This is a genomic window from Pantoea septica, from assembly GCF_002095575.1.
Lineage (GTDB): Bacteria > Pseudomonadota > Gammaproteobacteria > Enterobacterales > Enterobacteriaceae > Pantoea > Pantoea septica.
The window spans coordinates 1-23,184 of the sequence record NZ_MLJJ01000011.1 but is presented as its reverse complement, the minus strand read 5'-3'; the positions used below and the strand labels follow the sequence as shown (position 1 = coordinate 23,184).

General features: G+C 57.6%; 22 protein-coding genes. 10 read left to right on the top strand and 12 right to left on the bottom strand.

What is annotated here, in order from left to right:
• Positions 1–123: 123 nt before the first annotated feature.
• Both HA46_RS07875 and HA46_RS07870 read left to right on the top strand, forming a co-directional pair.
• Complete coding sequence (locus HA46_RS07875) at positions 124–1,509, top strand: nucleobase:cation symporter-2 family protein (protein ID WP_084883543.1); 1,386 nt, start codon at positions 124–126, stop codon at positions 1,507–1,509.
• A 120-nt stretch (positions 1,510–1,629) separates the two neighbouring features.
• Positions 1,630–3,309 carry an AsmA family protein gene (locus HA46_RS07870; protein WP_084883541.1) on the top strand — a complete coding sequence of 560 codons (1,680 nt, stop codon included), beginning with the start codon at positions 1,630–1,632 and terminating at the stop codon, positions 3,307–3,309.
• A 36-nt stretch (positions 3,310–3,345) separates the two neighbouring features.
• Here the strand turns inward: HA46_RS07870 and fabY are convergent, their stop codons facing one another.
• The 5 genes from fabY to typA form a co-directional block, all read right to left on the bottom strand.
• Positions 3,346–4,293 carry a fatty acid biosynthesis protein FabY gene (gene fabY, locus HA46_RS07865; RefSeq protein ID WP_033754253.1) on the bottom strand — a complete coding sequence of 316 codons (948 nt, stop codon included), beginning with the start codon at positions 4,291–4,293 and terminating at the stop codon, positions 3,346–3,348.
• Between the two features lie 59 nt (positions 4,294–4,352).
• Positions 4,353–4,790 (bottom strand): D-aminoacyl-tRNA deacylase, encoded by a 438-nt coding sequence (dtd, locus tag HA46_RS07860; RefSeq protein WP_048782829.1) that lies wholly within the window; start codon positions 4,788–4,790, stop codon positions 4,353–4,355.
• Positions 4,787–5,656 carry a virulence factor BrkB family protein gene (locus HA46_RS07855; RefSeq protein ID WP_143807609.1) on the bottom strand — a complete coding sequence of 290 codons (870 nt, stop codon included), beginning with the start codon at positions 5,654–5,656 and terminating at the stop codon, positions 4,787–4,789. Before HA46_RS07855 ends, dtd begins: the two co-directional genes overlap by 4 nt.
• Positions 5,657–5,659: 3 nt before the next feature.
• On the bottom strand, positions 5,660–6,256 hold the full coding sequence (yihX, locus tag HA46_RS07850; protein WP_033792918.1) for a glucose-1-phosphatase: 597 nt from the start codon (positions 6,254–6,256) through the stop codon (positions 5,660–5,662).
• A 220-nt stretch (positions 6,257–6,476) separates the two neighbouring features.
• Positions 6,477–8,297, bottom strand: coding sequence for a ribosome-dependent GTPase TypA (gene typA, locus HA46_RS07845; protein WP_033792919.1), 1,821 nt, complete (start codon positions 8,295–8,297; stop codon positions 6,477–6,479).
• Between the two features lie 173 nt (positions 8,298–8,470).
• On the opposite strand from typA, the gene HA46_RS20765 reads away from it, so the two are divergent.
• The 5 genes from HA46_RS20765 (at position 8,471) to HA46_RS20760 (ending at position 13,058) form a co-directional block, all read left to right on the top strand.
• Positions 8,471–8,743: a hypothetical protein gene (locus tag HA46_RS20765; protein ID WP_143807604.1), complete on the top strand. Its 273-nt coding sequence runs from the start codon at positions 8,471–8,473 to the stop codon at positions 8,741–8,743.
• A complete protein-coding gene (gene glnA, locus HA46_RS07835) occupies positions 8,733–10,142 on the top strand; it encodes a glutamate--ammonia ligase (RefSeq protein WP_033754241.1) in 1,410 nt (469 codons plus the stop codon). Before HA46_RS20765 ends, glnA begins: the two co-directional genes overlap by 11 nt.
• 221 nt (positions 10,143–10,363) lie before the next feature.
• Positions 10,364–11,413 carry a nitrogen regulation protein NR(II) gene (gene glnL / locus HA46_RS07830; RefSeq protein WP_084883534.1) on the top strand — a complete coding sequence of 350 codons (1,050 nt, stop codon included), beginning with the start codon at positions 10,364–10,366 and terminating at the stop codon, positions 11,411–11,413.
• Between the two features lie 7 nt (positions 11,414–11,420).
• Entirely contained in the window at positions 11,421–12,830 is a 1,410-nt protein-coding gene (glnG, locus tag HA46_RS07825; RefSeq protein ID WP_033792920.1) for a nitrogen regulation protein NR(I), read from the top strand.
• 102 nt (positions 12,831–12,932) lie between these two features.
• Positions 12,933–13,058, top strand: coding sequence for a YshB family small membrane protein (locus HA46_RS20760; protein ID WP_143807603.1), 126 nt, complete (start codon positions 12,933–12,935; stop codon positions 13,056–13,058).
• Positions 13,059–13,082: 24 nt separating this feature from the next.
• Here HA46_RS20760 and hemN read toward each other — a convergent pair whose 3' ends face one another.
• Entirely contained in the window at positions 13,083–14,456 is a 1,374-nt protein-coding gene (gene hemN / locus HA46_RS07820; protein WP_084883531.1) for an oxygen-independent coproporphyrinogen III oxidase, read from the bottom strand.
• Between the two features lie 229 nt (positions 14,457–14,685).
• Entirely contained in the window at positions 14,686–15,204 is a 519-nt protein-coding gene (yihI, locus tag HA46_RS07815; protein ID WP_033792922.1) for a Der GTPase-activating protein YihI, read from the bottom strand.
• Between the two features lie 649 nt (positions 15,205–15,853).
• On the opposite strand from yihI, the gene yihA reads away from it, so the two are divergent.
• Complete coding sequence (gene yihA, locus HA46_RS07810) at positions 15,854–16,486, top strand: ribosome biogenesis GTP-binding protein YihA/YsxC (protein ID WP_033754226.1); 633 nt, start codon at positions 15,854–15,856, stop codon at positions 16,484–16,486.
• 70 nt (positions 16,487–16,556) lie between these two features.
• Here yihA and spfP read toward each other — a convergent pair whose 3' ends face one another.
• The 5 genes from spfP to HA46_RS07790 form a co-directional block, all read right to left on the bottom strand.
• Positions 16,557–16,604 (bottom strand): small protein SpfP, encoded by a 48-nt coding sequence (spfP, locus tag HA46_RS21620; protein ID WP_071892919.1) that lies wholly within the window; start codon positions 16,602–16,604, stop codon positions 16,557–16,559.
• 273 nt (positions 16,605–16,877) lie between these two features.
• Positions 16,878–19,664, bottom strand: a complete 2,787-nt coding sequence (polA, locus tag HA46_RS07805; protein ID WP_084883529.1) for a DNA polymerase I — start codon at positions 19,662–19,664, stop codon at positions 16,878–16,880.
• Between the two features lie 377 nt (positions 19,665–20,041).
• A complete protein-coding gene (dsbA, locus tag HA46_RS07800) occupies positions 20,042–20,671 on the bottom strand; it encodes a thiol:disulfide interchange protein DsbA (protein ID WP_084883526.1) in 630 nt (209 codons plus the stop codon).
• A 27-nt stretch (positions 20,672–20,698) separates the two neighbouring features.
• Complete coding sequence (locus tag HA46_RS07795) at positions 20,699–21,682, bottom strand: serine/threonine protein kinase (RefSeq protein WP_033792928.1); 984 nt, start codon at positions 21,680–21,682, stop codon at positions 20,699–20,701.
• Between the two features lie 45 nt (positions 21,683–21,727).
• Positions 21,728–22,003, bottom strand: a complete 276-nt coding sequence (locus HA46_RS07790) for a YihD family protein (protein ID WP_033792929.1) — start codon at positions 22,001–22,003, stop codon at positions 21,728–21,730.
• Between the two features lie 52 nt (positions 22,004–22,055).
• Between HA46_RS07790 and mobA the strand changes: the two genes are divergently transcribed.
• Together mobA and mobB are read left to right on the top strand one after the other, a co-directional pair.
• Positions 22,056–22,625, top strand: a complete 570-nt coding sequence (gene mobA, locus HA46_RS07785; RefSeq protein WP_084883523.1) for a molybdenum cofactor guanylyltransferase MobA — start codon at positions 22,056–22,058, stop codon at positions 22,623–22,625.
• Positions 22,622–23,125 carry a molybdopterin-guanine dinucleotide biosynthesis protein MobB gene (gene mobB / locus HA46_RS07780; RefSeq protein ID WP_033792931.1) on the top strand — a complete coding sequence of 168 codons (504 nt, stop codon included), beginning with the start codon at positions 22,622–22,624 and terminating at the stop codon, positions 23,123–23,125. The genes mobA and mobB overlap by 4 nt, the downstream gene beginning before the upstream one ends.
• Positions 23,126–23,184: the final 59 nt, after the last annotated feature.

Here is a 23,184-nt window from a genome sequence, read left to right as displayed (position 1 = left end):
CTCTCTTTGCTCCGACCTGACTGCGCCTGTGCCCAGACGCGCACAAGATAAAGGCTGGCAAACGATTGCTTTCATTCATCAGCGGTTTAAAATCCCCCTCTTCACAGATTGGGAAGCCACTTTATGTCCGTTAATCAACCAGACGCCACACGCCATAAATCGACGACGCCGCGCCAGAGCGAACTGATTTACCGCCTTGAAGATCGTCCGCCGCTGCCGCAAACCCTGTTTGCCGCCGGTCAGCATCTGCTGGCGATGTTCGTGGCGGTGATCACGCCCGCGCTGCTGATTTGTCAGGCGCTGGGCCTGCCTGCGCAGGATACGCAGCACATTATCAGCATGTCGCTGTTCGCCTCCGGCGTCGCCTCGGTGCTGCAGATTAAAACCTGGGGTCCGGTCGGCTCGGGCCTGCTGTCGATTCAGGGCACCAGCTTCAACTTTGTGACGCCTCTGATTATGGGCGGCATGGCGCTGAAAAACGGCGGCGCCGACGTGCCGACCATGATGGCAGCGCTGTTCGGCACGCTGATGGTGGCCTCCTGTACCGAGATGGTGCTGTCGCGCGTTCTGCACCTGGCGCGCCGCATTATCACCCCGCTGGTCTCTGGCATCGTGGTGATGATTATCGGCCTGTCGCTGATTCAGGTCGGCCTGACCTCGATTGGCGGCGGCTTTGCCGCGATGAACGATCACAGCTTCGGCGCGCCGAAAAACCTGCTGCTGGCGGGGGTGGTGCTGGCGGTGATCATCGTGCTCAACCGTCAGCGTAATCCTTATTTGCGCGTCGCGTCGCTGGTGATCGCCATGGCGATCGGCTATCTCGCCGCCTGGCTGATGGATATGCTGCCGCAAACCGCCGCGCCGGCCAGTCAGCCGCTGGTCGCGGTGCCGACGCCCCTTTACTATGGACTGGGCTTTGACTGGAACCTGCTGGTCCCGCTGATGCTGGTGTTTATGGTCACCTCGCTGGAGACGATCGGCGATATTACCGCGACCTCGGACGTGTCAGAGCAACCGGTTAGCGGTCCGCTCTATATGCAGCGCCTGAAAGGAGGCGTGCTGGCTAACGGGCTGAATTCCTTTGTCTCCGCGCTGTTCAACACCTTTCCCAACTCCTGCTTCGGCCAGAACAACGGCGTTATCCAGCTTACCGGCGTCGCCAGCCGCTACGTCGGCTTTGTCGTGGCGCTGATGCTGATTGTGCTGGGTCTGTTTCCGGCAGTGAGCGGTTTTGTACAGCATATTCCGGAACCGGTGCTGGGCGGCGCCACCATCGTCATGTTCGGCACCATCGCCGCCTCCGGCGTGCGCATCGTGTCGCGCGAGCCGCTCAACCGCCGCGCGATTATGATTATCGCCCTGTCGCTGGCGGTGGGGCTGGGCGTATCGCAGCAGCCGCTGATCCTGCAGTTCGCGCCAGACTGGCTGAAGACCCTGCTCTCTTCCGGCATCGCCGCAGGCGGAATCACCGCCATCGTGCTGAACCTGATCTTTCCGCAGGAAAAGTAACCTCTCCGGCGGGCTGCGGCCCGCCTCTGCTATTTATTCGTATTTACATCCAGGCTGTTGAGCTACAACGGTAATTCAGGCATAACAAGCACTGACCGGAAAGATGGCGGGATGGATACAATGAAATTTCTTGGAAAATTTTTTCTTACGGTGCTGTTGCTGCTGGTGCTGAGCCTGGTGGTGATCTACGTTCTGCTGCAGACGCAGTGGGGCGCAGGCTGGTTCAGCCGCTACGTGAGCGATAAAACTGACTGGCATCTCTCCCTCAGCAAGATAGAGCACAACTTCTCCTCGCCTTCACACATCATTCTCGACAACTTCACTTTTGGTCATGACGGCCAGCCGGCCGCCGTTGTGGCGAAGCGCGTCGATCTCGGATTTGCGCTGCTGCAGTTCAGCGATCCGCTGAACTTCGGCAGCATCGAGCTGCGTGACGGCGTGGTGAACCTGGCCAACCTGACGCCTGGCGACGCCCTGCCTTTCCAGGCGGGACGCCTGCAGCTGAACAACATGCGCATCGACAGTCCAGACACGCCTCTGCCGCTTGCGGCTCGGCAGGTAAACGGTGGCGTTATGCCGTGGAGACCCACGACGAAGAGCATGCTGGGCAGCGACGCGCAGTTTCAGATGAGCGCTGGCGACCTGACGCTGAACAAGGTGTCAGGCGCAAACGTCCTGATTCAGGGCAGCGTATCGCAGGGTCGTATGCTGTTCAGCAATGTTGGCGCCGATCTGGCGCGTGGTTCAATGACCGGCAGCGCCGAGCGTGACGCGCAGGGCAACTGGCTGATCCGCCAGCTTCGCCTCAACGATATTCGCCTGCAAACCGCCCAAAGCCTGGCGGACTTTCTGCGGCCGATTCAGGCGCTGCCTTCCGTCACCATTAACCGTCTGGATATGACCGACGCGCGCCTTCAGGGCCCGGACTGGGCGGTCACCGATCTCGATCTGACGCTGAAAAACCTGACCTGGCAAGGCGACGACTGGCGCAGCGACGACGGTTCGCTCTCGCTGAACGCCAGCAACTTTATCAACGGACGCTTCGAGCTTAACGATCCGATCCTCAATCTCGACCTGTCGCCGCAAGGCATCGCGCTGACCCAGTTCAGCTCGCGCTGGGCCAACGGCGTGATCCGCGCCGACGGCAGCTGGAGCCGCAGCGACAAGCGCCTGACGCTGAACAATCTGGCGGCTGCCGGGCTGGAATATACCCTGCCGCAGAACTGGCGCGATCGCTGGCAGGCGGCGCTGCCGACCTGGCTCGATTCGCTGGAGGTGCGACGTTTCACCTCTAATCGCAACCTGATCATCGATATCAACCCGGCGTTTCCGTTTCAGATGACCTCGCTGGAAGGCAACGGCGAAAATCTGCTGCTGGCGCGTCAGCATCAGTGGGGGATCTGGTCAGGCAAGATGAGTCTCAACGCCGCCGAAGCGACGTTTAACCGCGTCGATCTGCGCCATCCGTCGCTGTCTCTTATCGCCGACGATCGGCAGATTCAGGTTACGGAGATGAGCGCCTTTAGCGGCAATGGACTGCTGGAAGGGTCAGCCAGCGTCGGCCAGCAGCCGGATAGGCCGGCGGCGCTGACGCTGAAAGGCCAGGCGGTTCCCGCAGAGGTGCTGCAACACTGGGGCTGGCCTGCGCTGCCGGCGAGCGGCCCGAGCAATTTCCAGCTTCAGCTTAACGCCGCGCTCAGGGCGGATGCGCCGCTGAAATCCTCGGCGAACGGCTCGCTCTCGCTGCGCACCGATACAGAGCAGGTTCAGCAGCAGATGCAGGCGGGCGAAGTCAGATAAAGAGAGCGCCAGGACCGTATCATCGGTCCTGGCGTTTTAGTTGATACGCGCGCCGGAACCGCCCTCTTCTAGCGGCTCGTCAGGATCGGCGGGTAGCACGATATAGACCCCTTCAAACACCGCGCCCGGCTCCTCATTACCGTACAGCTCGACTTCAAGACGCACGCGCGCTTTGCGACCGCGCGCCAGCCGATCCAGATCCCCGCTCATCGAACCGATATCGGCAATTGCGCCGGGACGTCCGGCGATCGGCTTGCTGTAGCGAATATGGGCATCCGCCAGGATGATGGTGCCGCCAAGATGGCGCTCGCGCAGCAGCAGCCAGATTAACCCCCAGCCGGTCAGGGTCGCCAGGGAGAAGAGGCTGCCGGCAAACAGGGTGTGGTGCGGATTCTGGTTGCCGGTTTCCGGCATGGTGGTGATAAATTTCTGCCCAGTGAACTGCAAAATACGCACGCCCATCTTCTCGCTGAGCGGAATGTTGTCGTACCAGGCCTGCTGCAGCTGACCGCACCAGTCGGCGCGATGCAGAATATCGTCCAGCGTCACCACCGGCTTGATCATCAGGAAGTGGCGCACCGGCGTGGTCTGCGGCGCGGTGATCTCTCCCTGATTGAGGTAGCCCAGCTTGGCGAAGAACTCAACCGCGTCTTCGCGCGCGGCGCAGGTCACGCGCTTAACGCCTTCCTGCCGCGCCACCGATTCCAGCGTCATCGCCACCAGCGTGCCCAGCCCTTTCCCCTGCACCGAGGGATGCACGGCGAGGAAGCGAATTGACGCTTCGTTGTCGGCATTAATATAGAGACGCCCGGCGGCCACCGGCTGGCCATGCTCGTCCACCACCATCTGATGATGCGCCAGCGCGTCCCAGCCGTCCCGCTCCGAGCCCTGCGGCTGGCGCAGCGGCTTGCGTAGCATTTCCCAGCGGAACTGGTAGTACATATCCAGTTCTTCCGCAGTTTGCGGTACCCGAAGATGATACATAAAGTGGTTCTCTCGTTCAGAGCTTGCGTGGCCGATCCCGTGCCGCTCGGCTGCCAGACTCACACCTGCAACCAGAAGGTCACAGGACCATCGTTGACCAGCGCCACCTGCATGTCGGCGGCGAAACGTCCGTTGGCGGTAGTCACGCCCTGTCGACGGCAGCAGTCGCTGAAATATTCATACAGGCGGTTCGCCTCGGCGGGCGCCGCGCCGCCGGAAAAAGAGGGACGCATGCCTTTTTGCGTGTCCGCCGCCAGCGTAAACTGCGACACCACCAGCACGCTGCCGCCTGCCTGCTGGACGTTAAGGTTCATTTTTCCCTGCTCGTCGCCGAAAATACGATAGCCCAGCACTTTCTCCGCCAGCCGCTCGGCGCGCTTCTCATCGTCCTCTTTTTCTACGCCTAGCAGCACCAGCAGGCCCGGACCGATTTCGCCTACCACCGCGCGGTCCACGCTGACGCTGGCGCTAAGTACTCGTTGAATCAACGCAATCATGCAACCTCTCGTTCTTTTTCGCCTTCCTGCTGTTTTAACTGGCGATAATCGCCCTGCGTCACGGTAATTTCCGCGCCTAACAACACAATACACCAGGTCCAGTAGACCCAGAGAAACAGGATTGGAATAACCGCCAGCACGCCATAAATCAGCTGGTATGAAGGAAACATCGTAACATAGAGGGCAAAGCCCTTTTTACCCAGCTCGAACAGCGCGCCCGCCACCAGCGCACCGATTAAGGCGTCGCGCGACGGCACGCTGCGCGTCGGCACAATGCTGTAAAGCAGCCAGAACGCGAGCCAGGAGAGCAGCAAAGGGAACACCCTCAGGACCTGATCGATAACGCCGTACACCCCGCTGTCGCTTATCCAGCGCAGCGAGAGCAGATAGGAGCTGATCGCCAGGCTGGCGCCGGCCAGCAGCGGGCCCAGCGTCAGGATCATCCAGTAGACGGCGAAAGAGTAAACCAGTGGGCGCTTCTTATGGCTGCGCCAGATGGTGTTAAGCGCGGTATCGACCGAATGCATCAGCAGCAGCGCGGTGACAATCAGTCCTATCGCGCCCAGCGCCGTCATACGGTGGACGTTGGCCACGAACTGATCCAGATAGCGCTCCACCACGTTGCCGGTCGCCGGCACAAAATTGGCGAAGATGAAATTTTTCAGCTGAACGCTGACTTCAGAAAAGACAGGAAACGCGGAGAAAAGCGCGAACACCACGGCGATCAACGGCACCAGCGCCAGCAGCGAGACAAAAGCCAGATTGCCGGCCTGCGTCGTCATGTTGTCTTCGTCGATGCGTTTCCACAGCAGCCTGAGCCACAGCCAGAACGCGTGGCAGGTTGAGATAAAAGGGCGCGACGTCATCATTCAGCGATGGCTTGCCAGCCAGGTCGGCACGGTTTTGCTGTCGGCGACCAGTACGCTTCTGATGCCCAGCGCCTCCGCGCCTGCGATGTTGTCCGCGTTATCGTCAAAGAAGATCGCCTGATCGGCGCGATAGCCCTCTTGCTGCAGCACGTGCTCGAAGATGCGCGCTTCAGGCTTGCGCATTCCCAGTTCCTGCGACAGATAGATGGCGTCCGCTGCAGCGCGCACTTCCGGATACTGCGTCGGCCAGAATTCGGTGTGCAGCTTATTGGTGTTGGAAAGGATCACCACGCGATGCCCGTCGGCGCGGAGCTGGTTCATCAGCGCCAGCGTATCGGCGCGCGCGCCCATAAATACCGCTTGCCAGCCCGCCACGAACTGCTCGTAGCTCAGCGCAATGTCGAGCCGCTCGCATAACTCTGCGGCGAAATGTTCGTCGCTGATCTCGCCGCGCTCGTGTTGTTCAAACGCCTCATCCATCTGGAAGCGGCTTTGCAGCAGCGCCAGCGGTACGCGGCCGAGATCGCTCCAGACGCCCAGCACGCGATTAAAATCGATATCAACAATCACATTGCCTAAATCAAAAATGTACAACATGTCGTTACTCCTCTGGTTCCCTGGATCATTCACTCTAGCGGCAAAACCAGGGGCTGAACAGGTAACAGGCAGGAGAAAATCCGTTATGGAAGCTGGCGCATGCGGGCTTAAGGCGCATGGGCGGCGGGCGGCTCCATCGCGGCGGGACAACACGCGTCAGAAAGGAGGCAGGAATAAAAAAAGCCCCGCTAAGCGGGGCTTTTTATCAGATCGAAACGTCTTACTCTTTCGGACCGCGCGACGCGCGTTTGCGGTCGTTTTCGGTCAGGTGACGTTTACGGATACGGACCGACTGCGGCGTGACTTCAACCAGCTCGTCGTCATCGATGAATTCGATGGCCTGCTCAAGGGTCATCTTCACCGGCGGTACCAGAGTTGTCGCTTCATCCGTACCGGAAGCACGCATGTTGGTCAGCTTCTTACCGGTCAGGCAGTTAACGGTCAGGTCGTTGGAGCGGCTGTGAATACCGATGATCTGGCCTTCATAGACTTCCGCGCCGTGGCCCAGGAACAGCTTGCCGCGATCCTGCAGACCGAACAGGGCGAAGGCAACTGCTTTGCCCTGGCCGTTAGAGATCAGCACGCCGTTCTGACGCTGGCCCACTTCGCCCGGACGAATATCGTCGTAGTGGCTGAAGGTGGAATAGAGCAGACCGGTACCTGAAGTCATGGTCATGAATTCGTTACGGAAGCCGATCAGACCACGGCTCGGAATAACGTAGTCAAGACGTACGCGGCCTTTGCCATCCGGATCCATGTTTTTCAGATCGCCTTTACGCTCGCCCATGGCTTGCATAACCGCGCCCTGATTGTTCTCTTCGATATCCAGCGTAACGTTCTCGAACGGCTCTTGTTTACGGCCGTCGATTTCACGGAAGATAACTTTCGGACGGGAAACCGCCAGTTCGAAGCCTTCGCGACGCATGTTTTCGATCAGCACCGACAGGTGCAGTTCGCCACGGCCCGATACGCGGAACGCGTCCGCGTCTTCTGTTTCTTCTACGCGCAGCGCAACGTTGTGCACCAGCTCTTTGTTCAGGCGCTCAAGGATCTGACGCGAGGTCACATACTTGCCTTCCTGACCGCAGAACGGCGAGGTGTTGACGTTGAAGAACATGGTCACGGTCGGTTCGTCGACGCTCAGCGCCGGCAGCGCCTCTACATTCTGCGGATCGCAGATGGTATCGGAGATGTTCAGCTCGCCCAGACCGGTGATCGCGACGATATCGCCCGCTTCCGCCAGGTCGGTATCGATACGCTCCAGGCCCAGGTGGCCCAGCACTTTACCGACTTTGCCGTTACGCGTTTTGCCTTCGCTGTCGATAACGGTAACCTGCTGGTTCGGCTTGATTTTGCCGCGCTTGATGCGGCCGATGCCGATTACGCCCAGGTAGTTGTTGTAGTCCAGCTGCGAGATCTGCATCTGCAGCGGCGCGTCAACTTCCACCTGCGGCGGAGAAACATGCTCGACGATTGCCTGATACAGCGGGGTCATATCTTCAGCCATGTCGGTGTGATCCAGACCGGCGATGCCCTGCAGCGCAGATGCGTAAATGATCGGGAAATCAAGCTGCTCGTCGGTAGCGTCCAGGTTGACGAACAGGTCGAATACCTGGTCAACAACCCAGTCAGGACGCGCGCCTGGACGGTCAATCTTGTTGATTACAACGATCGGCTTCAAACCATGGGCAAAGGCTTTTTTGGTCACGAAGCGAGTTTGCGGCATAGGGCCATCCATCGCATCAACAACCAGCAGCACCGAATCAACCATGGACATGACGCGCTCTACCTCACCGCCGAAGTCGGCGTGTCCTGGGGTATCAACGATGTTGATACGGTAGTCATTCCATTTGATAGCGGTGTTTTTAGCGAGGATGGTAATTCCACGCTCTTTCTCCAAATCGTTGGAGTCCATCACACGCTCAGTCGCTTCGGTACGCGCGTCAAAGGTACCGGACTGTTGCAGCAGCTTATCAACCAGGGTGGTCTTACCATGGTCTACGTGCGCGATGATGGCGATGTTACGCAAATTTTCGATCACAACTTTGCCTCAGGCATTAGAAATAGCGCGCTATTGTACACGGATTAAGCGGGATACTGAACACGATCACACTTTTCACCTGAAGTTTATTGCACTGGCGGAAATTTGCGCTGGATGCGGTGCACTTAATGCACTAAGTTGGAGGTTCGCACCATTTTGGTGCCGCAAAAAGCATGCAAAGCACAATTTTGGTGCAAATTCGCCAGTCTGGTGCAGCGCGCTGGCAACAAAAGGGTGCGCGCAGGCGGGATTTAGCCGCAAAAAAGAAAGTTGGCACAGAATTCGCTTTATCTCTTTCAAGCGAAAACAGCAGTTGCACGACGGTTGCAGAGCTTGCCGAGATCGGTTGGTTGGGAATGGCGGTCAGACACTTCAGGTTTCAGACGACGCAGCCACTCACCACGATGACAATGACCATTTCCAGGAGAGTTGAGTATGTCCGCTGAACACGTTCTCTCGATGATGAACGAGCACGAAGTTAAGTTTGTTGACCTGCGTTTTACCGATACCAAAGGTAAAGAACAGCACGTTACTATCCCTGCTCACCAGGTTAACGCTGACTTCTTCGAAGAAGGCAAAATGTTTGACGGCTCCTCTATCGGCGGCTGGAAAGGCATTAACGAATCAGACATGGTGCTGATGCCGGACGCGACGACCGCCGTTCTGGATCCGTTCTTCGAAGACCCGACGCTGATCATCCGTTGTGACATCCTCGAGCCAGGCACCATGCAGGGCTACGATCGCGACCCGCGCTCTATCGCCAAACGCGCTGAAGAGTATCTGCGCGCGTCCGGCATCGCCGACACCGTGCTGTTTGGACCGGAGCCGGAATTCTTCCTGTTCGACGATATTCGTTTCGGCTCTTCAACTTCCGGCTCGCACGTCGCTATCGACGATATCGAAGCGGCCTGGAACACCGGCAAAGAGTACGAAGGCGGCAACAAAGGCCACCGTCCGGGCCTGAAAGGCGGCTATTTCCCGGTTCCGCCGGTTGACTCCGCGCAGGACATTCGCTCCGCCATGTGTCTGACCATGGAGCAGATGGGCCTGGTGGTTGAAGCGCACCACCACGAAGTGGCGACTGCTGGTCAGAACGAAGTGGCGACCCGCTTCAACACCATGACCAAGAAAGCGGACGAAATTCAGATCTACAAATATGTGGTGCACAACGTCGCGCACGCCTACGGCAAAACCGCGACCTTTATGCCGAAGCCGATGTTCGGCGACAACGGTTCAGGCATGCACTGCCATATGTCGCTCTCCAAAGGCGGCGTAAACCTGTTCGCAGGCGACAAATACGGCGGCCTGTCTGAAACCGCTCTGTTCTACATCGGCGGCATCATCAAGCACGCGAAAGCGATCAACGCGCTGGCGAACCCGACCACCAACTCCTACAAGCGTCTGGTACCTGGCTACGAAGCGCCGGTTATGCTGGCTTACTCTGCCCGTAACCGCTCCGCCTCTATCCGTATCCCAGTTGTTGCCAGCCCGAAAGCACGCCGTATCGAAGCGCGCTTCCCGGATCCGGCCGCTAACCCGTACCTGGCATTCACCGCGCTGCTGATGGCTGGCCTGGACGGCGTGATCAACAAGATCCACCCGGGCGATGCAATGGACAAGAACCTGTACGATCTGCCGCCGGAAGAAGAAGCGGAGATTCCAAAAGTTGCTGGTTCACTGGAAGAAGCGCTGAACGCACTGAACGAAGATCGCGAGTTCCTGACCCGCGGCGGCGTGTTCACCGACGACGCCATCGATGCCTACATCGAACTGCGTAAAGTCGAAAACGACCGTATCCGCATGACGCCGCACCCGGTTGAGTTCGAACTTTACTACAGCGTTTAATCTTTATTCTGCACCGGTCGCGTTGCCGTCCCAGGCGGCAACAGGATAGATCCCGAGGCTGCTAACGCAGCGGCGACGCGCAAGGCGCAGAAGATTTTTGTTGCCGTGGAAACTTTAGCCCATCTCCGGATGGGCTTTTTTCGCCGCGAAATCATCGTTCAGCCGTCTGGAAACAGGCGCGGAAGAGTATAATGCACTAAATAAGTGCAGAGGAACGCTGTATGGCAACTGGCTCCCTGCCCGACGCGGGGCAAATTCTCAACTCCCTGATAAACAGTATTCTGCTGGTGGACGTCGATCTGGTCATCCACTACGCCAACCCGGCGGCGCAGCAGTTACTGGCGCAAAGCTCACGCAAACTGTTCGGCACGCCGCTGCCCGATCTGACCGGCTACTTTTCGCTGAATATCGAGGTGATGCGCGAGAGTCTGGAGGCTGGCCAGGGCTTTACCGATAGCGAAGTGACGCTGGTGGTCGACGGCCGCGCGCACGTGATGGCGCTGACGGCGCAACGGCTGCCGGACGGTTTTATTCTGCTGGAGATGGCGCCGATGGATAATCAACGCCGCCTCAGCCAGGAGCAGCTTCAGCATGCGCAGCAGGTGGCGGCGCGCGATCTGGTGCGAGGACTCGCACACGAAATTAAAAATCCGCTGGGCGGGCTTCGCGGGGCGGCGCAGCTGCTGTCGCGCGCGCTGCCCGATCCGTCGCTGAACGAATATACCAAAGTCATTATCGAGCAGGCGGACCGCCTGCGTAATCTGGTGGATCGTCTGCTCGGTCCGCAGCAGCCTGGCATGCATATCACGCAGAGCATTCACCAGGTTGCGGAACGGGTGGTGAATCTGGTGTCGATGGAGCTGCCGGAGAATGTCGCGCTGGTGCGCGATTACGATCCCAGCCTGCCGGAGCTGCCGCACGATCCCGATCAGATTGAGCAGGTGTTGCTGAACGTGGTGCGCAACGCGCTGCAGGCGCTAGGCGACGAGGGCGGCACCATTATTTTACGCACCCGCACCGCCTTCCAGCTTACCCTGCACGGCACGCGCTATCGTCTGGTGGCGCGCATCGACGTTGAGGATGACGGCCCGGGCATTCCAGCGCAGCTGCAGGATACCCTGTTCTATCCGATGGTGAGCGGGCGCGAAGGCGGCACCGGCCTGGGTCTCTCTATCGCCCGTAGCCTGATTGATCAGCATTCAGGAAAAATTGAGTTCAACAGTTGGCCTGGACACACCGAATTTTCGGTTTATCTGCCTATTCGCCAGTGAGGTTTCTATGCAACGAGGGATAGTCTGGATCGTCGATGACGATAGCTCCATCCGCTGGGTGCTTGAACGCGCGCTTACTGGAGCCGGGTTAAGCTGCGCCACTTTCGACAGCGGCAATGAGGTGCTGGACGCGCTCTCGAGCAAAACCCCAGACGTTTTACTGTCAGATATTCGCATGCCGGGCATGGATGGGCTGGCGCTGCTGAAACAGATTAAACAGCGTCATCCGATGCTGCCGGTCATCATTATGACGGCGCACTCCGATCTCGACGCCGCCGTCAGCGCTTATCAGCAAGGGGCGTTCGACTATCTGCCGAAACCCTTCGATATTGATGAGGCGGTAGCGCTGGTCGAGCGCGCCATCAGTCACTATCAGGAGCAGCAGCAGCCGCGCAATCAGCCGGTCAGCGGCCCCACCACCGATATCATCGGCGAAGCGCCGGCGATGCAGGATGTCTTCCGCATTATCGGCCGTTTATCGCGCTCGTCGATCAGCGTGCTGATCAATGGCGAATCGGGAACCGGGAAAGAGCTGGTCGCGCATGCGCTGCACCGTCACAGCCCGCGCGCCAAAGCGCCTTTTATCGCCCTTAATATGGCGGCTATCCCGAAAGATTTGATCGAGTCAGAGCTGTTCGGTCATGAAAAAGGGGCGTTTACCGGCGCAAATCAGATTCGCCAGGGCCGTTTCGAGCAGGCGGACGGCGGCACGCTGTTTCTGGATGAGATTGGCGATATGCCGCTCGACGTGCAGACGCGCCTGCTGCGCGTGCTGGCCGACGGGCAGTTTTACCGCGTCGGCGGCTATGCGCCGGTCAAAGTCGACGTGCGCATTATTGCGGCCACGCACCAGAATCTCGAGCTGCGGGTGCAGGAAGGCAAATTCCGCGAAGATCTGTTCCACCGCCTGAACGTGATCCGCGTCCATCTGCCGCCGCTGCGCGAGCGCCGTGAAGATATTCCTCGCCTGGCGCGCTATTTCCTGCAGGTAGCGGCCCGCGAGCTGGGCGTCGAGGCGAAAATCCTCCATCCGGAAACCGAAGCGGCGCTGACGCGTCTGCACTGGTCCGGCAACGTGCGCCAGCTGGAAAACACCTGCCGCTGGCTGACGGTGATGGCGGCCGGTCAGGAGGTGCTGATTCAGGATCTGCCTCCCGAGCTGTTCGAGTCCAGCACGCCGGACAATCCGGTGCAGTCGCTGCCGGACAGCTGGGCAACCCTGCTGGCGCAGTGGGCCGACCGCGCGCTGCGTTCCGGTCATCAAAACCTGCTCTCCGAAGCGCAGCCGGAGATGGAGCGCACCCTGCTGACCACCGCCCTGCGTCATACGCAGGGACACAAGCAGGAAGCGGCAAGGCTGCTGGGCTGGGGGCGCAATACTCTCACGCGTAAGCTGAAAGAGCTGGGCATGGAGTAACGAGCGAGGGGCAAGGCGACTTTTTACACAAAGCGTCGCCTTGTCCCGCTTTACATGCCGATGCCGTTCAGTATCATACGTGCGGCTATCGGGAGATGAACGATGTTAGATTCCTTTCTTCACATGATTTCGCACAATGTCGCCGTTATCGGCAGCGCCCTGGGTCACTCGCCGCAGGCTGCCTTCGCGACCGTACTGTGCGCCATCATGGTCAACCTGTTTAACTAAACTCCGCGCCAGCGCGTTTTCGCCTTAAATCACGCGCGAAAACTGCTGCTGGCGCGCCTTCTGGCGCAGATAAACGTCAAAGCACATGCAGATGTTGCGGATCAGCAAACGGCCTGCGCCGGTGACCTGCAAACCGCCAGCGCGCCGCTCCACCAGCCCATCGTCGATCAGCGGCTGCAACAGCGTTAAATCCTCGGCGAAATAGTCGCAGAAGCGAATCGCGTGCTGCGCTTCAATGGCGCTGAAATCGAGCGAGAAGTTGCAAATTAACTGCTTGATGACGTCGCGCCGCAGGCAATCGTCCGCGCTAAGTGCTACGCCGCGCCACAGCGCCTCGCCGCGCGTTGCTACCGCGTCGTACCAGCGATTCAGCTCTTTCTCGTTCTGCGCGTAGCTGTCGCCAATCATGCTGATGGCGGACACGCCGAGCCCCAGCAGATCGCTATCGCCCTGAGTGGTGTAGCCCTGGAAATTGCGATGCAGCAATCCGGCGCGCTGCGCCTGCGCCAGCTCGTCCTGCGGTTTCGCGAAGTGATCCATGCCGATAAAGTCATAGCCCTGCTGCGTCAGCGTCGTGATGGTCTGCTGCAGGATTTGCAGCTTCTGCTGCGCCGACGGCAGCTCCTGCTCTTTGATTTTACGCTGCGCCGCAAACAGCGCCGGCAGATGCGCGTAGTTGAACACGCTCATGCGGTCCGGGTTAAGCGCAATCACGCGCTGCAGGGTATAGGCGAAGCTCTCCGGCGTTTGCAGCGGCAAGCCGTAGATAAGATCGATGCTGGTAGAGTGAAAGCCCTGCGCGCGCGCGCGCGCCATCAGCGCAAAGATCGCCTCTTCGTCCTGAACCCGATTTACGCGCTCCTGCACCGCTTTATTGAAATCCTGCACGCCCATGCTCAGCCGGTTAAAGCCGAGCTGGCGCAGGTGCGAAATAGTATCGGGAGCGATTTCACGCGGATCGACCTCGATCGACATCTCCAGATCGTCCGCCAGGCTGAAGTGATCCCTCAGCAATGCCACCAGGCGTGAAAGCTGGTCATGATTCAGGAAGGTCGGCGTGCCGCCGCCCCAGTGCAGCTGCGTGACGCGCCGCTCGCGGAACAGTGGCGCGCGCTGGCGAATCTCCTGCGCCAGCGCGTCCAGATAGCGGTCAGCTTTATGCAGCTGGCGCGTCACGACCTTATTGCAGCCGCAGAAATAGCAGAGCTTATGGCAGAACGGGATATGAACGTAGAGCGACAGCGGGCGCTCCGGATAGCGCGCCACGGCACGCAGAAAATCCGCCTCGCCGTAGCTGTCGCTGAATTCAAGCGCAGTAGGGTATGAGGTATAGCGCGGACCGGCGTAATTGTATTTTTCAATAAGCCGCTGGTCCCAGGAGACAGGTTGCAAAGACATGCTTACTCCTTCCGGTGACGTCTGAGAGAAGGTCGCGATGCAGAAGAGAGGAAAGGTGTGCGGGACTGAACCCGACGTAAACGTGACTTCAGACGCGACAGGCGGCGTAGTTTAGCCAATAACCAGATGAGATAACATGACAGCAGCAGCGCTAAAATTGATCCAGGCCAAAACATAACGATTTACCTGTCTGGCGCGGCATGCGCCTGCGCGCATGCCGATCAAAAACTTAGTTGCCTTTCAGCAGACGATACATATCTTCTTCAGCCTGCTCATCTTCCGCTTCATCGTCCATGTTGATGCCGAGCTGCTCCATCAGTTCATCGATGCGGTCCAGGGTTTCATCCAGCCATGCCTGCTCTTCCGCCGACAGCGTGTCGCCGTTTTCCATGCGATCCAGCAGCGCGTCGAGACGCTCGCTGTTTTCCAGCTGCGCCAGCTCCTCTTCCGGGCTGAGACGCACTTTTTTCGCGACGGGCTTCGCCGCTTTTTTTACCGGCGCGCTCGCTGTTGCGCCATCCGCCACCAGCGGGATCGGCTTTTTGCTGCCGATGCGCGGATCTTTTGCTTTATTGCCCTGAGCAGATTTTCCCGCGCTGGCCACAGGATTGGCGCGGCTGCCGGACGCATTGCCGCGATGCTTTTTATCACGCTTGCGATCGCGTGCGGCCTCGTTAAGTTCTTCGCGCGACTTACGCTTGGTTTTACTTGCCGGTTTAGCGTGCGCGCCGCGTACAGGTTGCTTCATGATGTCAGGTCTCACTGTTTTTAATCAGTATCAGTATAACCCTCTCACTCCTGACGCTGCTTTTTTGTCGGCGATGCGCACCTTAACGTACGTATCCTCTTCTCAAGCTCGTCTGACAACAGAGGGGACAGAATTGCGGCGAAATCTAGCAGAAAGCGGACAAAGAAAAAAGGCGACAGCCTGATGCTGTCGCCTTATTTCGCACCTTCCGCAGAAGGAATCATATTTTTATTCCCTTTTGGCTCGCAACGTCCCGGTCGATCCCGCGCCTGCTCAACTCCTGAGCGAATCCCTGTCCTTGTCTGGCCTGTTATCCCTGACCCTCTCCTTTCCTTTGCTCGCGGTCGTCCCGACGCTCCTGAGCACATCATCCTGATGGGTGCTGCCCTGCACTGCCCAATAATGTAGACCAACCTGCGGAACCCACAACCTGACTTCAGGGTTTTTTGCACATTTAAACGTCTCATTATTCTCAAGCTAATGATTATAAAGGTTTTAAATATTCAAATTTTTTAGTAAAAACAGTAATCGCTGGCAGCTTTTATGGCTGATATCTTACAAAAGCCAGCAGATCGATGCTCTCGGGCACTTTTGCGCCATAACGCGTATAATCAGCGCCAATGCCCGCATTCGTCTCTGGAGTTAAACTTTGTCTGCACTGAATTATCACGTTACCCATTTCATCCTCAGCGCCCCGGATATCCGCCATCTGCCAGCCGACACCGGTATTGAGGTCGCTTTCGCCGGACGTTCCAACGCGGGCAAATCCAGCGCGCTGAATACGCTGACCAATCAAAAAAGCCTGGCGCGCACCAGTAAAACACCCGGACGCACGCAGCTGATTAACTTGTTTGAGGTCACTGAAGGCAAACGCCTGGTGGATTTGCCCGGCTACGGCTACGCCGAAGTGCCGGAAGAGATGAAGCGCAAATGGCAGCGCGCGCTGGGTGAATATCTGCAAAAGCGCGAAGCGCTGAAAGGCCTGGTAGTATTGATGGATATTCGTCATCCGTTAAAAGATCTCGACCAGCAGATGATTCAGTGGGCGGTAGAGAGCGGGATCCCGGTAATGGTGCTGCTGACTAAGGCGGATAAACTCGCTTCCGGCGCGCGCAAAGCGCAGCTCAATATGGTGCGCGAAGCGGCGCTGGCCTTTATGGGCGATGTGCAGGTGGAGATGTTCTCCTCCCTGAAAAAAATGGGCGTCGACAAGCTGCGTCAAAAACTGGACGTCTGGTTTAACGAACTGGCGCCTGCGCAGGATGACTCCGCTGAGGCGTAACAGCCTTGCGAAACTTAGCAAAAGCCCAATAAAAAACGCCCCAGTCATAAATGACTGGGGCGGCTAATATTCAGCCAAATCCGATTACGTGAAGTAAAAGGTCTGAAAGATAGAACATCTTACCTCTGTACCCTACGCCTGGAACTTTACCTGATTTTTTCTGACGGACAAAGGGTTTTTTGTAGTTAGCTTTCATCAAACGACATGATTTTTCATGCGTTCGTCACAAAAATCGCCTCTGACAGTAGTTTAATTACTAAAAAAATGCTTAACCGAGAAGCAGTTAGAAAGCGCGTGCTTTTGTCTCACGCTGAATCGGTTAAACAGACTTTTTTCTTATATCCTGAGCAGGCTGGCAACAAAGAGTTATCGCCAGCCTGAGCGATCTCAGTCAGTGTGCCTCGTCCCAGTTTTCGCCGACGCCGACCTCAACCTGCAGCGGTACGTCCAGCTTCATGCTGCCTTCCATTAGCGCGCGGATCTGCTGGCTGGCGGACTCAACCTCATCGCCCTGTACTTCGAACACCAGTTCATCATGGACCTGCATGATCATCCTGATCGCGCCGTCGTTGCGCTGCTGCAGCCAGTCATCCACCGCAATCATTGCACGCTTAATGATATCCGCCGCCGTGCCCTGCATCGGCGCGTTGATAGCCGCACGCTCGGCCGCTTTGCGGCGAATAGCGTTGCTGGAGTTGATGTCTGGCAGCCACAGGCGACGTCCGTCCAGGGTTTCGACATAGCCTTTGCTGGCCGCCAGCTGGCGCGTGTTTTCCATATAGCGCAGCACGCCGGGATAGCGTTCAAAGTAGAGATCCATATAGCGCTTCGCTTCGCCCGCGCCGATATTGAGCTGACGCGACAGGCCAAACGCGCTCATGCCGTAAATCAGGCCGAAGTTAATTGCCTTCGCGCTGCGGCGCTGTTCGCCGCTCACTTTATCCAGTGCGACGCCGAAGACTTCTGACGCGGTGGCTCGGTGGATATCTTCCCCGTGCGCGAAGGCGTCCAGCAGGCCTTTATCCTGCGACAGGTGCGCCATAATGCGCAGCTCGATTTGCGAGTAGTCCGCCGCGACGATGCGGTTGCCTTTCCCTGCGATAAAGGCCTGACGGATGCGGCGGCCCTCGTCATTGCGCACCGGAATGTTCTGCAGATTTGGATCGGTAGAGGAGAGTCGCCCTGTCGCGGTTACCGCCTGGTGGTAGGAGGTATGAACGCGGCCAGTGAGCGGATTGATCATCTGCGGCAGCTTGTCGGTGTAGGTGGACTTGAGCTTCGACAGGCCTCGATGCTCCAGGATGACTTTCGGCAACGGATAATCGAGCGCCAGCTCCGCCAGTACCTCTTCGCTGGTAGAAGGCGCGCCGCCCGGCGTTTTCTTGGTCGGTTTGATGCCCTGTTTTTCAAACAGGATAGTCTGCAGCTGCTTGGTAGAGGAGAGATTAAAAGGCTCGCCCGCTAGCTCATGCGCCTTCTGCTCCAGCTCCGCCAGCCTGAGCGTCAGCTCTTTAGAGTGCTGCGCCAGAATGCCCTGATCGATCAGCACGCCGTTGCGCTCGACGCGCGAGATCACCGTGACCAGCGGCATTTCGATTTCTTCGAAGACGTGCTTCGGGCCCGTCTCTTTTTCCAGCTCCGCCCACATTTTCAGGTGCAGCTGGAGCGTAACGTCGGCATCTTCTGCCGCGTAGTGCGCCGCCTGCTCCAGCGCGATTTGGTTGAACGTCAGCTGATTTTTTCCTTTGCCGGCGATCTCTTCGAAAGTCACGGTTTTATGGTTCAGCCAGCGCGCCGACAGGCTGTCCATATCGTGTTTGCCCACCACGCTGTTAAGGATGTAGGACTCCAGCATGGTATCGAACTTAATGCCGCCCAGCTCGATATCATAGTTTTTCAGGACGCCCCGGTCGTACTTGAGGTTCTGACCCACCTTCAGCGCGTTGTCATCTTCAAGAACTGGCTTAAGCTGCGCCAGCACCTCGCGGCGATCGAGCTGATCCGGCGCATCAAGATAGTCGTGGCCTACAGGCAGATAAGCGGCCTCGCCCGGCGCGACGGCCAGCGCGATGCCGACAATGTTGGCGCTGAGCGTATCAAGCGAGTCGGTTTCGAGATCAAAAGCAAACAGATCGCTCTGTTTCAGCTTCTCCAGCCATTCGTCGAGCGTCGCCTGATCAAGAATGGTGACGTAACCGTCAGAGGCGAGCACGCTGGTCGCCTCCGGCTTAGCCGGCGCTTCATCCGGCAGCGTCTGCTGCGCCTTCAGATTGCTCTTTTTGCCCTGCAGCCATTTGCCGTCCTGCAGATCGGCCAGCCAGCGTTTAAATTCGTAGCGGCTGAATAACGCCTGCAAAGCGGCGACGTCCGGCTCCGCGACCGTCAGCTCGCTGCAGCTGAGCTCAAGCTCAACGTCGGTTTTGATAGTGGCCAGCTGATAAGAGAGAAAGGCGACGTCGCGATTCTGCTCCAGCCTGGCCGCCATGGTTTTCGCGCCGCGGAAAGAGAGCTCCGCGACCTTATCCAGATTGTCATAAATCGACCGCATGCCGCCCAATCCCTGCAGCAGCGCCTGCGCGGTTTTTTCGCCCACGCCCGGCACGCCTGGAATGTTATCCGAACTGTCGCCCATCATCGCCAGAAAGTCGATAATCAGCGCTGGCGGTACGCCATACTTCTGCTCGACCTCTTCAGGGCCGAGGATCGTATTGGTCATGGTGTTGATCAGGGTGATATTGGGCGTCACCAGCTGCGCCATATCTTTATCGCCGGTGCTGATCAGCACGGGACGGCCCTCTTTCTCCGCCTGCAGCGCCAGCGTACCGATCACGTCGTCCGCCTCGACCCCGCTTACCGCCAGCAGCGGCAGGCCCATCGCCTTCACCATCTCGTGCAACGGCGCGGTTTGCGCGCGCAGATCGTCCGGCATCGGCGGGCGATGCGACTTGTAGTGCTCGAACAGCTCATCCCTGAAGGTTTTGCCCTTGGCGTCAAATACCACGGCAACGTGGCTTGGATTATATTGCGCCAGCAGACTTTTCAACATGTTGAGCACGCCATACATCGCACCGGTAGGCTCGCCTGCGCTATTGGTGAGCGGCGGAAACGCATGATAAGCGCGGTAAAGGTAGGATGAGCCATCAACCAGAATCAGGGGATTTTCTGCAATTTGCGCCATAAGTCTGTGTAATCTTCGTTGCCATGGATTGGACTATAAGGATGCCACAGCTTGAGCAGAATGTTGAACGCGGGCCGCCCATGCTGCAATTTTTTCGCGCTTTTACGGTGCGGATCGCAAGGATCTTTCTGTGGATAACTTTGTGCGCAAAAATCATAACGTATTCGGGTTAGCGGTATAAAATACCGGCTTGCTTTATAAATATAAATAAAATCAGAATCTTAAGTTATTACTGTGACAGGGTGTACCTTTCTACACAGGCAGAGGCTTATGTGGATATTAAATTGGAAAGGGTGCAGATGGACTATTTAGCTAAATAATTTCAATCATAAAAAAACGCCGACACTGTCGGCGTTTTCAGACGTAATGCGCGTTTATTATTTCTGGCTGACCAGAAATTTCACCACGTTGGCGTATTCCGCGACAAAGTTATCCATGGAACTGGTGTCGAGACCGCCATTGTTGACCATATATTTGCCGTTGACGAACATCGCCGGCACGCCGCGCAGATCGACATCCGAAGCGGCCTTTTGCTGCTGCGCAACCAGCGCTTTCACGGCAAAGCTGTTCCAGGCGGCGTCATATTCCTGAGAAGAGATGCCTGCCGCATTGATAAAGGCGGCTTTCAGACTGTCGGCATCGGTAATCGTCTGGGTTTTCTGAATGCCGTCAAAAAGCGGCGCCGTGACTTTATCCTCGACGCCCAGCGCCATTGCCACCGCCCATGCATGCGTCACAATCGGACCGAAATCGCCGCCCAGGAAGTCGACGTGATATTTAACCACTTTGGTATCAGCAGGCAGATTCTTTTTTACGGCCTCGCCAATGTGATAGACGCGCTCGAACTGATAGCAGTGCGGACAAAAGAAGGAGAAGAACTCCAGCACCTGCGGTTCGCCAGCAACGGGTTTTGGCAGGCTGACGTATTGCTGACCATCGGTAAACTGGGCAGCAGAGGCGCTGAACGCCAGCACTAAACCAACCAGTGCAAACCAAATTTTCTTCATTGTGAAAAATTCTCCTGACTTCTCTATTTAAAATTGCGGGGTCAGCTGCAGCGGCGGTTCCTGCAACAGCTTCTCCTGCTCGGTAAATTGCGAAATCTGTCTGCGCCAGAAATCCTCGTCCGTCATCCATGGAAACGCACGGGGAAAAGCCGGATCCTGCCAGCGGCGCGCAACCCAGGCCAGATAATAAACCATGCGCATGGCGCGTAAAGGCTCAATCAGTGACAATTCATTAATATCAAAATCGCTGAACTCAGTATAAGCCTCGAGCAGGATATCCCACTGGATACGCTGCTCCTGCCGATCGCCGTTGATCAGCATCCAGAGATCTTGCACCGCCGGCCCATTACGCGCATCGTCGAGATCGACAAAGAACGGCCCGTCGCGCCACAGAATATTGCCAGGATGACAATCACCATGGAGACGCAGCGGCTGCCAGCTGTGATGCCAGCGCTGCTGTAAGGCGACGCCAAGCTTATCTACGGCCTGCAACAGCGCCGGCTTCAGGGAAGCAGGCACCAGGGCATTACTCGCCAGTTCGGCGCGCGGCTGATGCAGATACTCCTCTAAGTCCATGGTAGGACGGTGTTCAAAGCGCTGCTTGCGCCCGGTCTGGTGTATGCGCCCCAGAAAGCGGCCGACCCACTCCAGATGCTCATCATTGTCGGTTTCATACTGACGACCGCCAAGACTGGGAAACACAGTAAACATGAAGCCAGCATGGGTATGCAGGGTTTTTCCCTGCAGGATCAGAGGCGCGGCAACAGGCACCTCATCCGCCTGCAGATCGCGCGTGAAGCTATGCTCTTCTTCAATCTGCGCCGCGCTCCAGCGCTGCGGGCGATAAAACTTCACCACATAGCGACGCCGGTCTTCATCACTGAACTGATAGACGCGGTTTTCATAGCTGTTAAGCGCGGTTAATCCAGACTCAACCCGAAGTCCGGTTTCCCATAACGCATCGAGGATGGCGTCGGGATCAAGCGTCTGGAAATTAAAAGCGGCATCCATAGGATTATCCGTTACAGTCTTTACTCGAAGCCGCCAAGCATAGCATTAGTTATCATCCTTAATCACACCGCGCGCGCGCAGCAGCGCAGTTTTAAAATCCGTTTCATAATCTTTTTGTCGGCCGGGAATTTCCGCATACTTATCGGCATTGCGCATTTTCAGATGGTAAATCAATACGTCATCGGTTAATTCACTTAATGGGCCACTGAAACCCGATTCCTGCGCCAGCTTTTGTAAAAACTGCGTCAGGTTAAGGTCAGGCTCCTGTTGCCACGCAGGACGCAGCAGCTCAATCAATTCATTCAGGCGATGGTATTTCATCTATTTGTCCCCATAACAGCTTTGTTATAAGCCTTCAAACAGGAGTATCGGCATGGCAGCATTAACCGGCGTTATTCTGGCCGGCGGACAGGGGCGTCGCATGGGCGGTCAGGATAAAGGGCTGATGCTGTTTCGCGGCATCCCGCTTTATCAGCATGTTCTTCAACGGCTCAGGCCGCAAGTCGACATTGTCATGATAAGCGCTAACCGTAACCTTGATCGTTATCAGTCGAGCGGCTGTAGGGTGATCTCTGATACCTTGCCTGACTATCCGGGACCGCTGGCGGGTATGCTGAGCGGCCTGCAAGCCGCGCAAACGGAATGGGTGGCCTTCTGTTCCTGCGACACGCCCTTCGTGCCCGTAGATTACGTAGCAAAGCTAGAACAGCACAGAGCAGAGGCGCCTGCCGTGTGGGCGCGCTCGGCCGAGCGCGATCATCCCGCACTGGCGCTGTTGCATCGCAGCCTGGAGGCACCGCTGGCTGATTATCTGCGGCGCGGAGAACGACGCCTGATGCAGTTTCTACGCGAACAGGGCGGCCATGCGGTGACGATAAGCCAGGATGACGCCGCGTTTCGCAATGTGAATACGCCTGACGATCTTGAGGATAACGCGCTATGACGCTGCCGTTACTGGCTATCGCCGCCTGGAGCGGCACCGGGAAAACCACGCTTTTGCAACAGGTCATCCCGCAGCTGAAAGCGCGAGGCATTCGGCCCGGCTTGATAAAGCATACTCATCACCAGATGGAGATCGATACGCCGGGAAAAGACAGTTATCTGCTGCGAAAAGCGGGTGCTGAGCAGGTTATTGTCGCCAGTTCGCAGCGCTGGGCACTGATGTGCGAGACGCCGGACGTCAGGCTGGATTTGCGCTATCTGGTCAGTCGTATGGATGCGACGCTGCTGGATATGGTGCTGGTGGAAGGATTCAAAGATGAGCCGGTGCCGAAAATTATTCTGTGGCGCGCCGGCGTAAAAGGCGAGGATTTGCCGCTGCTGGACGAGTACGTTATTGCTGTCGCCAGCGATAGCCGCTTTGACACAGATCTGCCCTTGCTGGATCTCAATCGTCCCGACGAGATCACCGCCTTCATCGCCGGGTGGTTAGGCAGAGCGTAACGCGAGCCGACGTGCTGAAGGAGAGATCTTTCAGCGCATTTTTTTGCGCGCCTGAAAAC

Bases quoted from the DNA above. Each gene is read 5' to 3' on its own strand.
- HA46_RS07875 (WP_084883543.1), top strand. From the start codon at position 124: ATGTCCGTTAATCAACCAGACGCCACACGCCATAAATCGACGACGCCG.
- HA46_RS07870 (WP_084883541.1), top strand. From the start codon at position 1,630: ATGAAATTTCTTGGAAAATTTTTTCTTACGGTGCTGTTGCTGCTGGTG.
- fabY (WP_033754253.1), bottom strand. From the start codon at position 4,293: ATGTATCATCTTCGGGTACCGCAAACTGCGGAAGAACTGGATATGTAC.
- dtd (WP_048782829.1), bottom strand. From the start codon at position 4,790: ATGATTGCGTTGATTCAACGAGTACTTAGCGCCAGCGTCAGCGTGGAC.
- HA46_RS07855 (WP_143807609.1), bottom strand. From the start codon at position 5,656: ATGACGTCGCGCCCTTTTATCTCAACCTGCCACGCGTTCTGGCTGTGG.
- yihX (WP_033792918.1), bottom strand. From the start codon at position 6,256: ATGTTGTACATTTTTGATTTAGGCAATGTGATTGTTGATATCGATTTT.
- HA46_RS20765 (WP_143807604.1), top strand. From the start codon at position 8,471: ATGCAAAGCACAATTTTGGTGCAAATTCGCCAGTCTGGTGCAGCGCGC.
- glnA (WP_033754241.1), top strand. From the start codon at position 8,733: ATGTCCGCTGAACACGTTCTCTCGATGATGAACGAGCACGAAGTTAAG.
- glnL (WP_084883534.1), top strand. From the start codon at position 10,364: ATGGCAACTGGCTCCCTGCCCGACGCGGGGCAAATTCTCAACTCCCTG.
- glnG (WP_033792920.1), top strand. From the start codon at position 11,421: ATGCAACGAGGGATAGTCTGGATCGTCGATGACGATAGCTCCATCCGC.
- HA46_RS20760 (WP_143807603.1), top strand. From the start codon at position 12,933: ATGTTAGATTCCTTTCTTCACATGATTTCGCACAATGTCGCCGTTATC.
- hemN (WP_084883531.1), bottom strand. From the start codon at position 14,456: ATGTCTTTGCAACCTGTCTCCTGGGACCAGCGGCTTATTGAAAAATAC.
- yihI (WP_033792922.1), bottom strand. From the start codon at position 15,204: ATGAAGCAACCTGTACGCGGCGCGCACGCTAAACCGGCAAGTAAAACC.
- polA (WP_084883529.1), bottom strand. From the start codon at position 19,664: ATGGCGCAAATTGCAGAAAATCCCCTGATTCTGGTTGATGGCTCATCC.
- dsbA (WP_084883526.1), bottom strand. From the start codon at position 20,671: ATGAAGAAAATTTGGTTTGCACTGGTTGGTTTAGTGCTGGCGTTCAGC.
- HA46_RS07795 (WP_033792928.1), bottom strand. From the start codon at position 21,682: ATGGATGCCGCTTTTAATTTCCAGACGCTTGATCCCGACGCCATCCTC.
- HA46_RS07790 (WP_033792929.1), bottom strand. From the start codon at position 22,003: ATGAAATACCATCGCCTGAATGAATTGATTGAGCTGCTGCGTCCTGCG.
- mobA (WP_084883523.1), top strand. From the start codon at position 22,056: ATGGCAGCATTAACCGGCGTTATTCTGGCCGGCGGACAGGGGCGTCGC.
- mobB (WP_033792931.1), top strand. From the start codon at position 22,622: ATGACGCTGCCGTTACTGGCTATCGCCGCCTGGAGCGGCACCGGGAAA.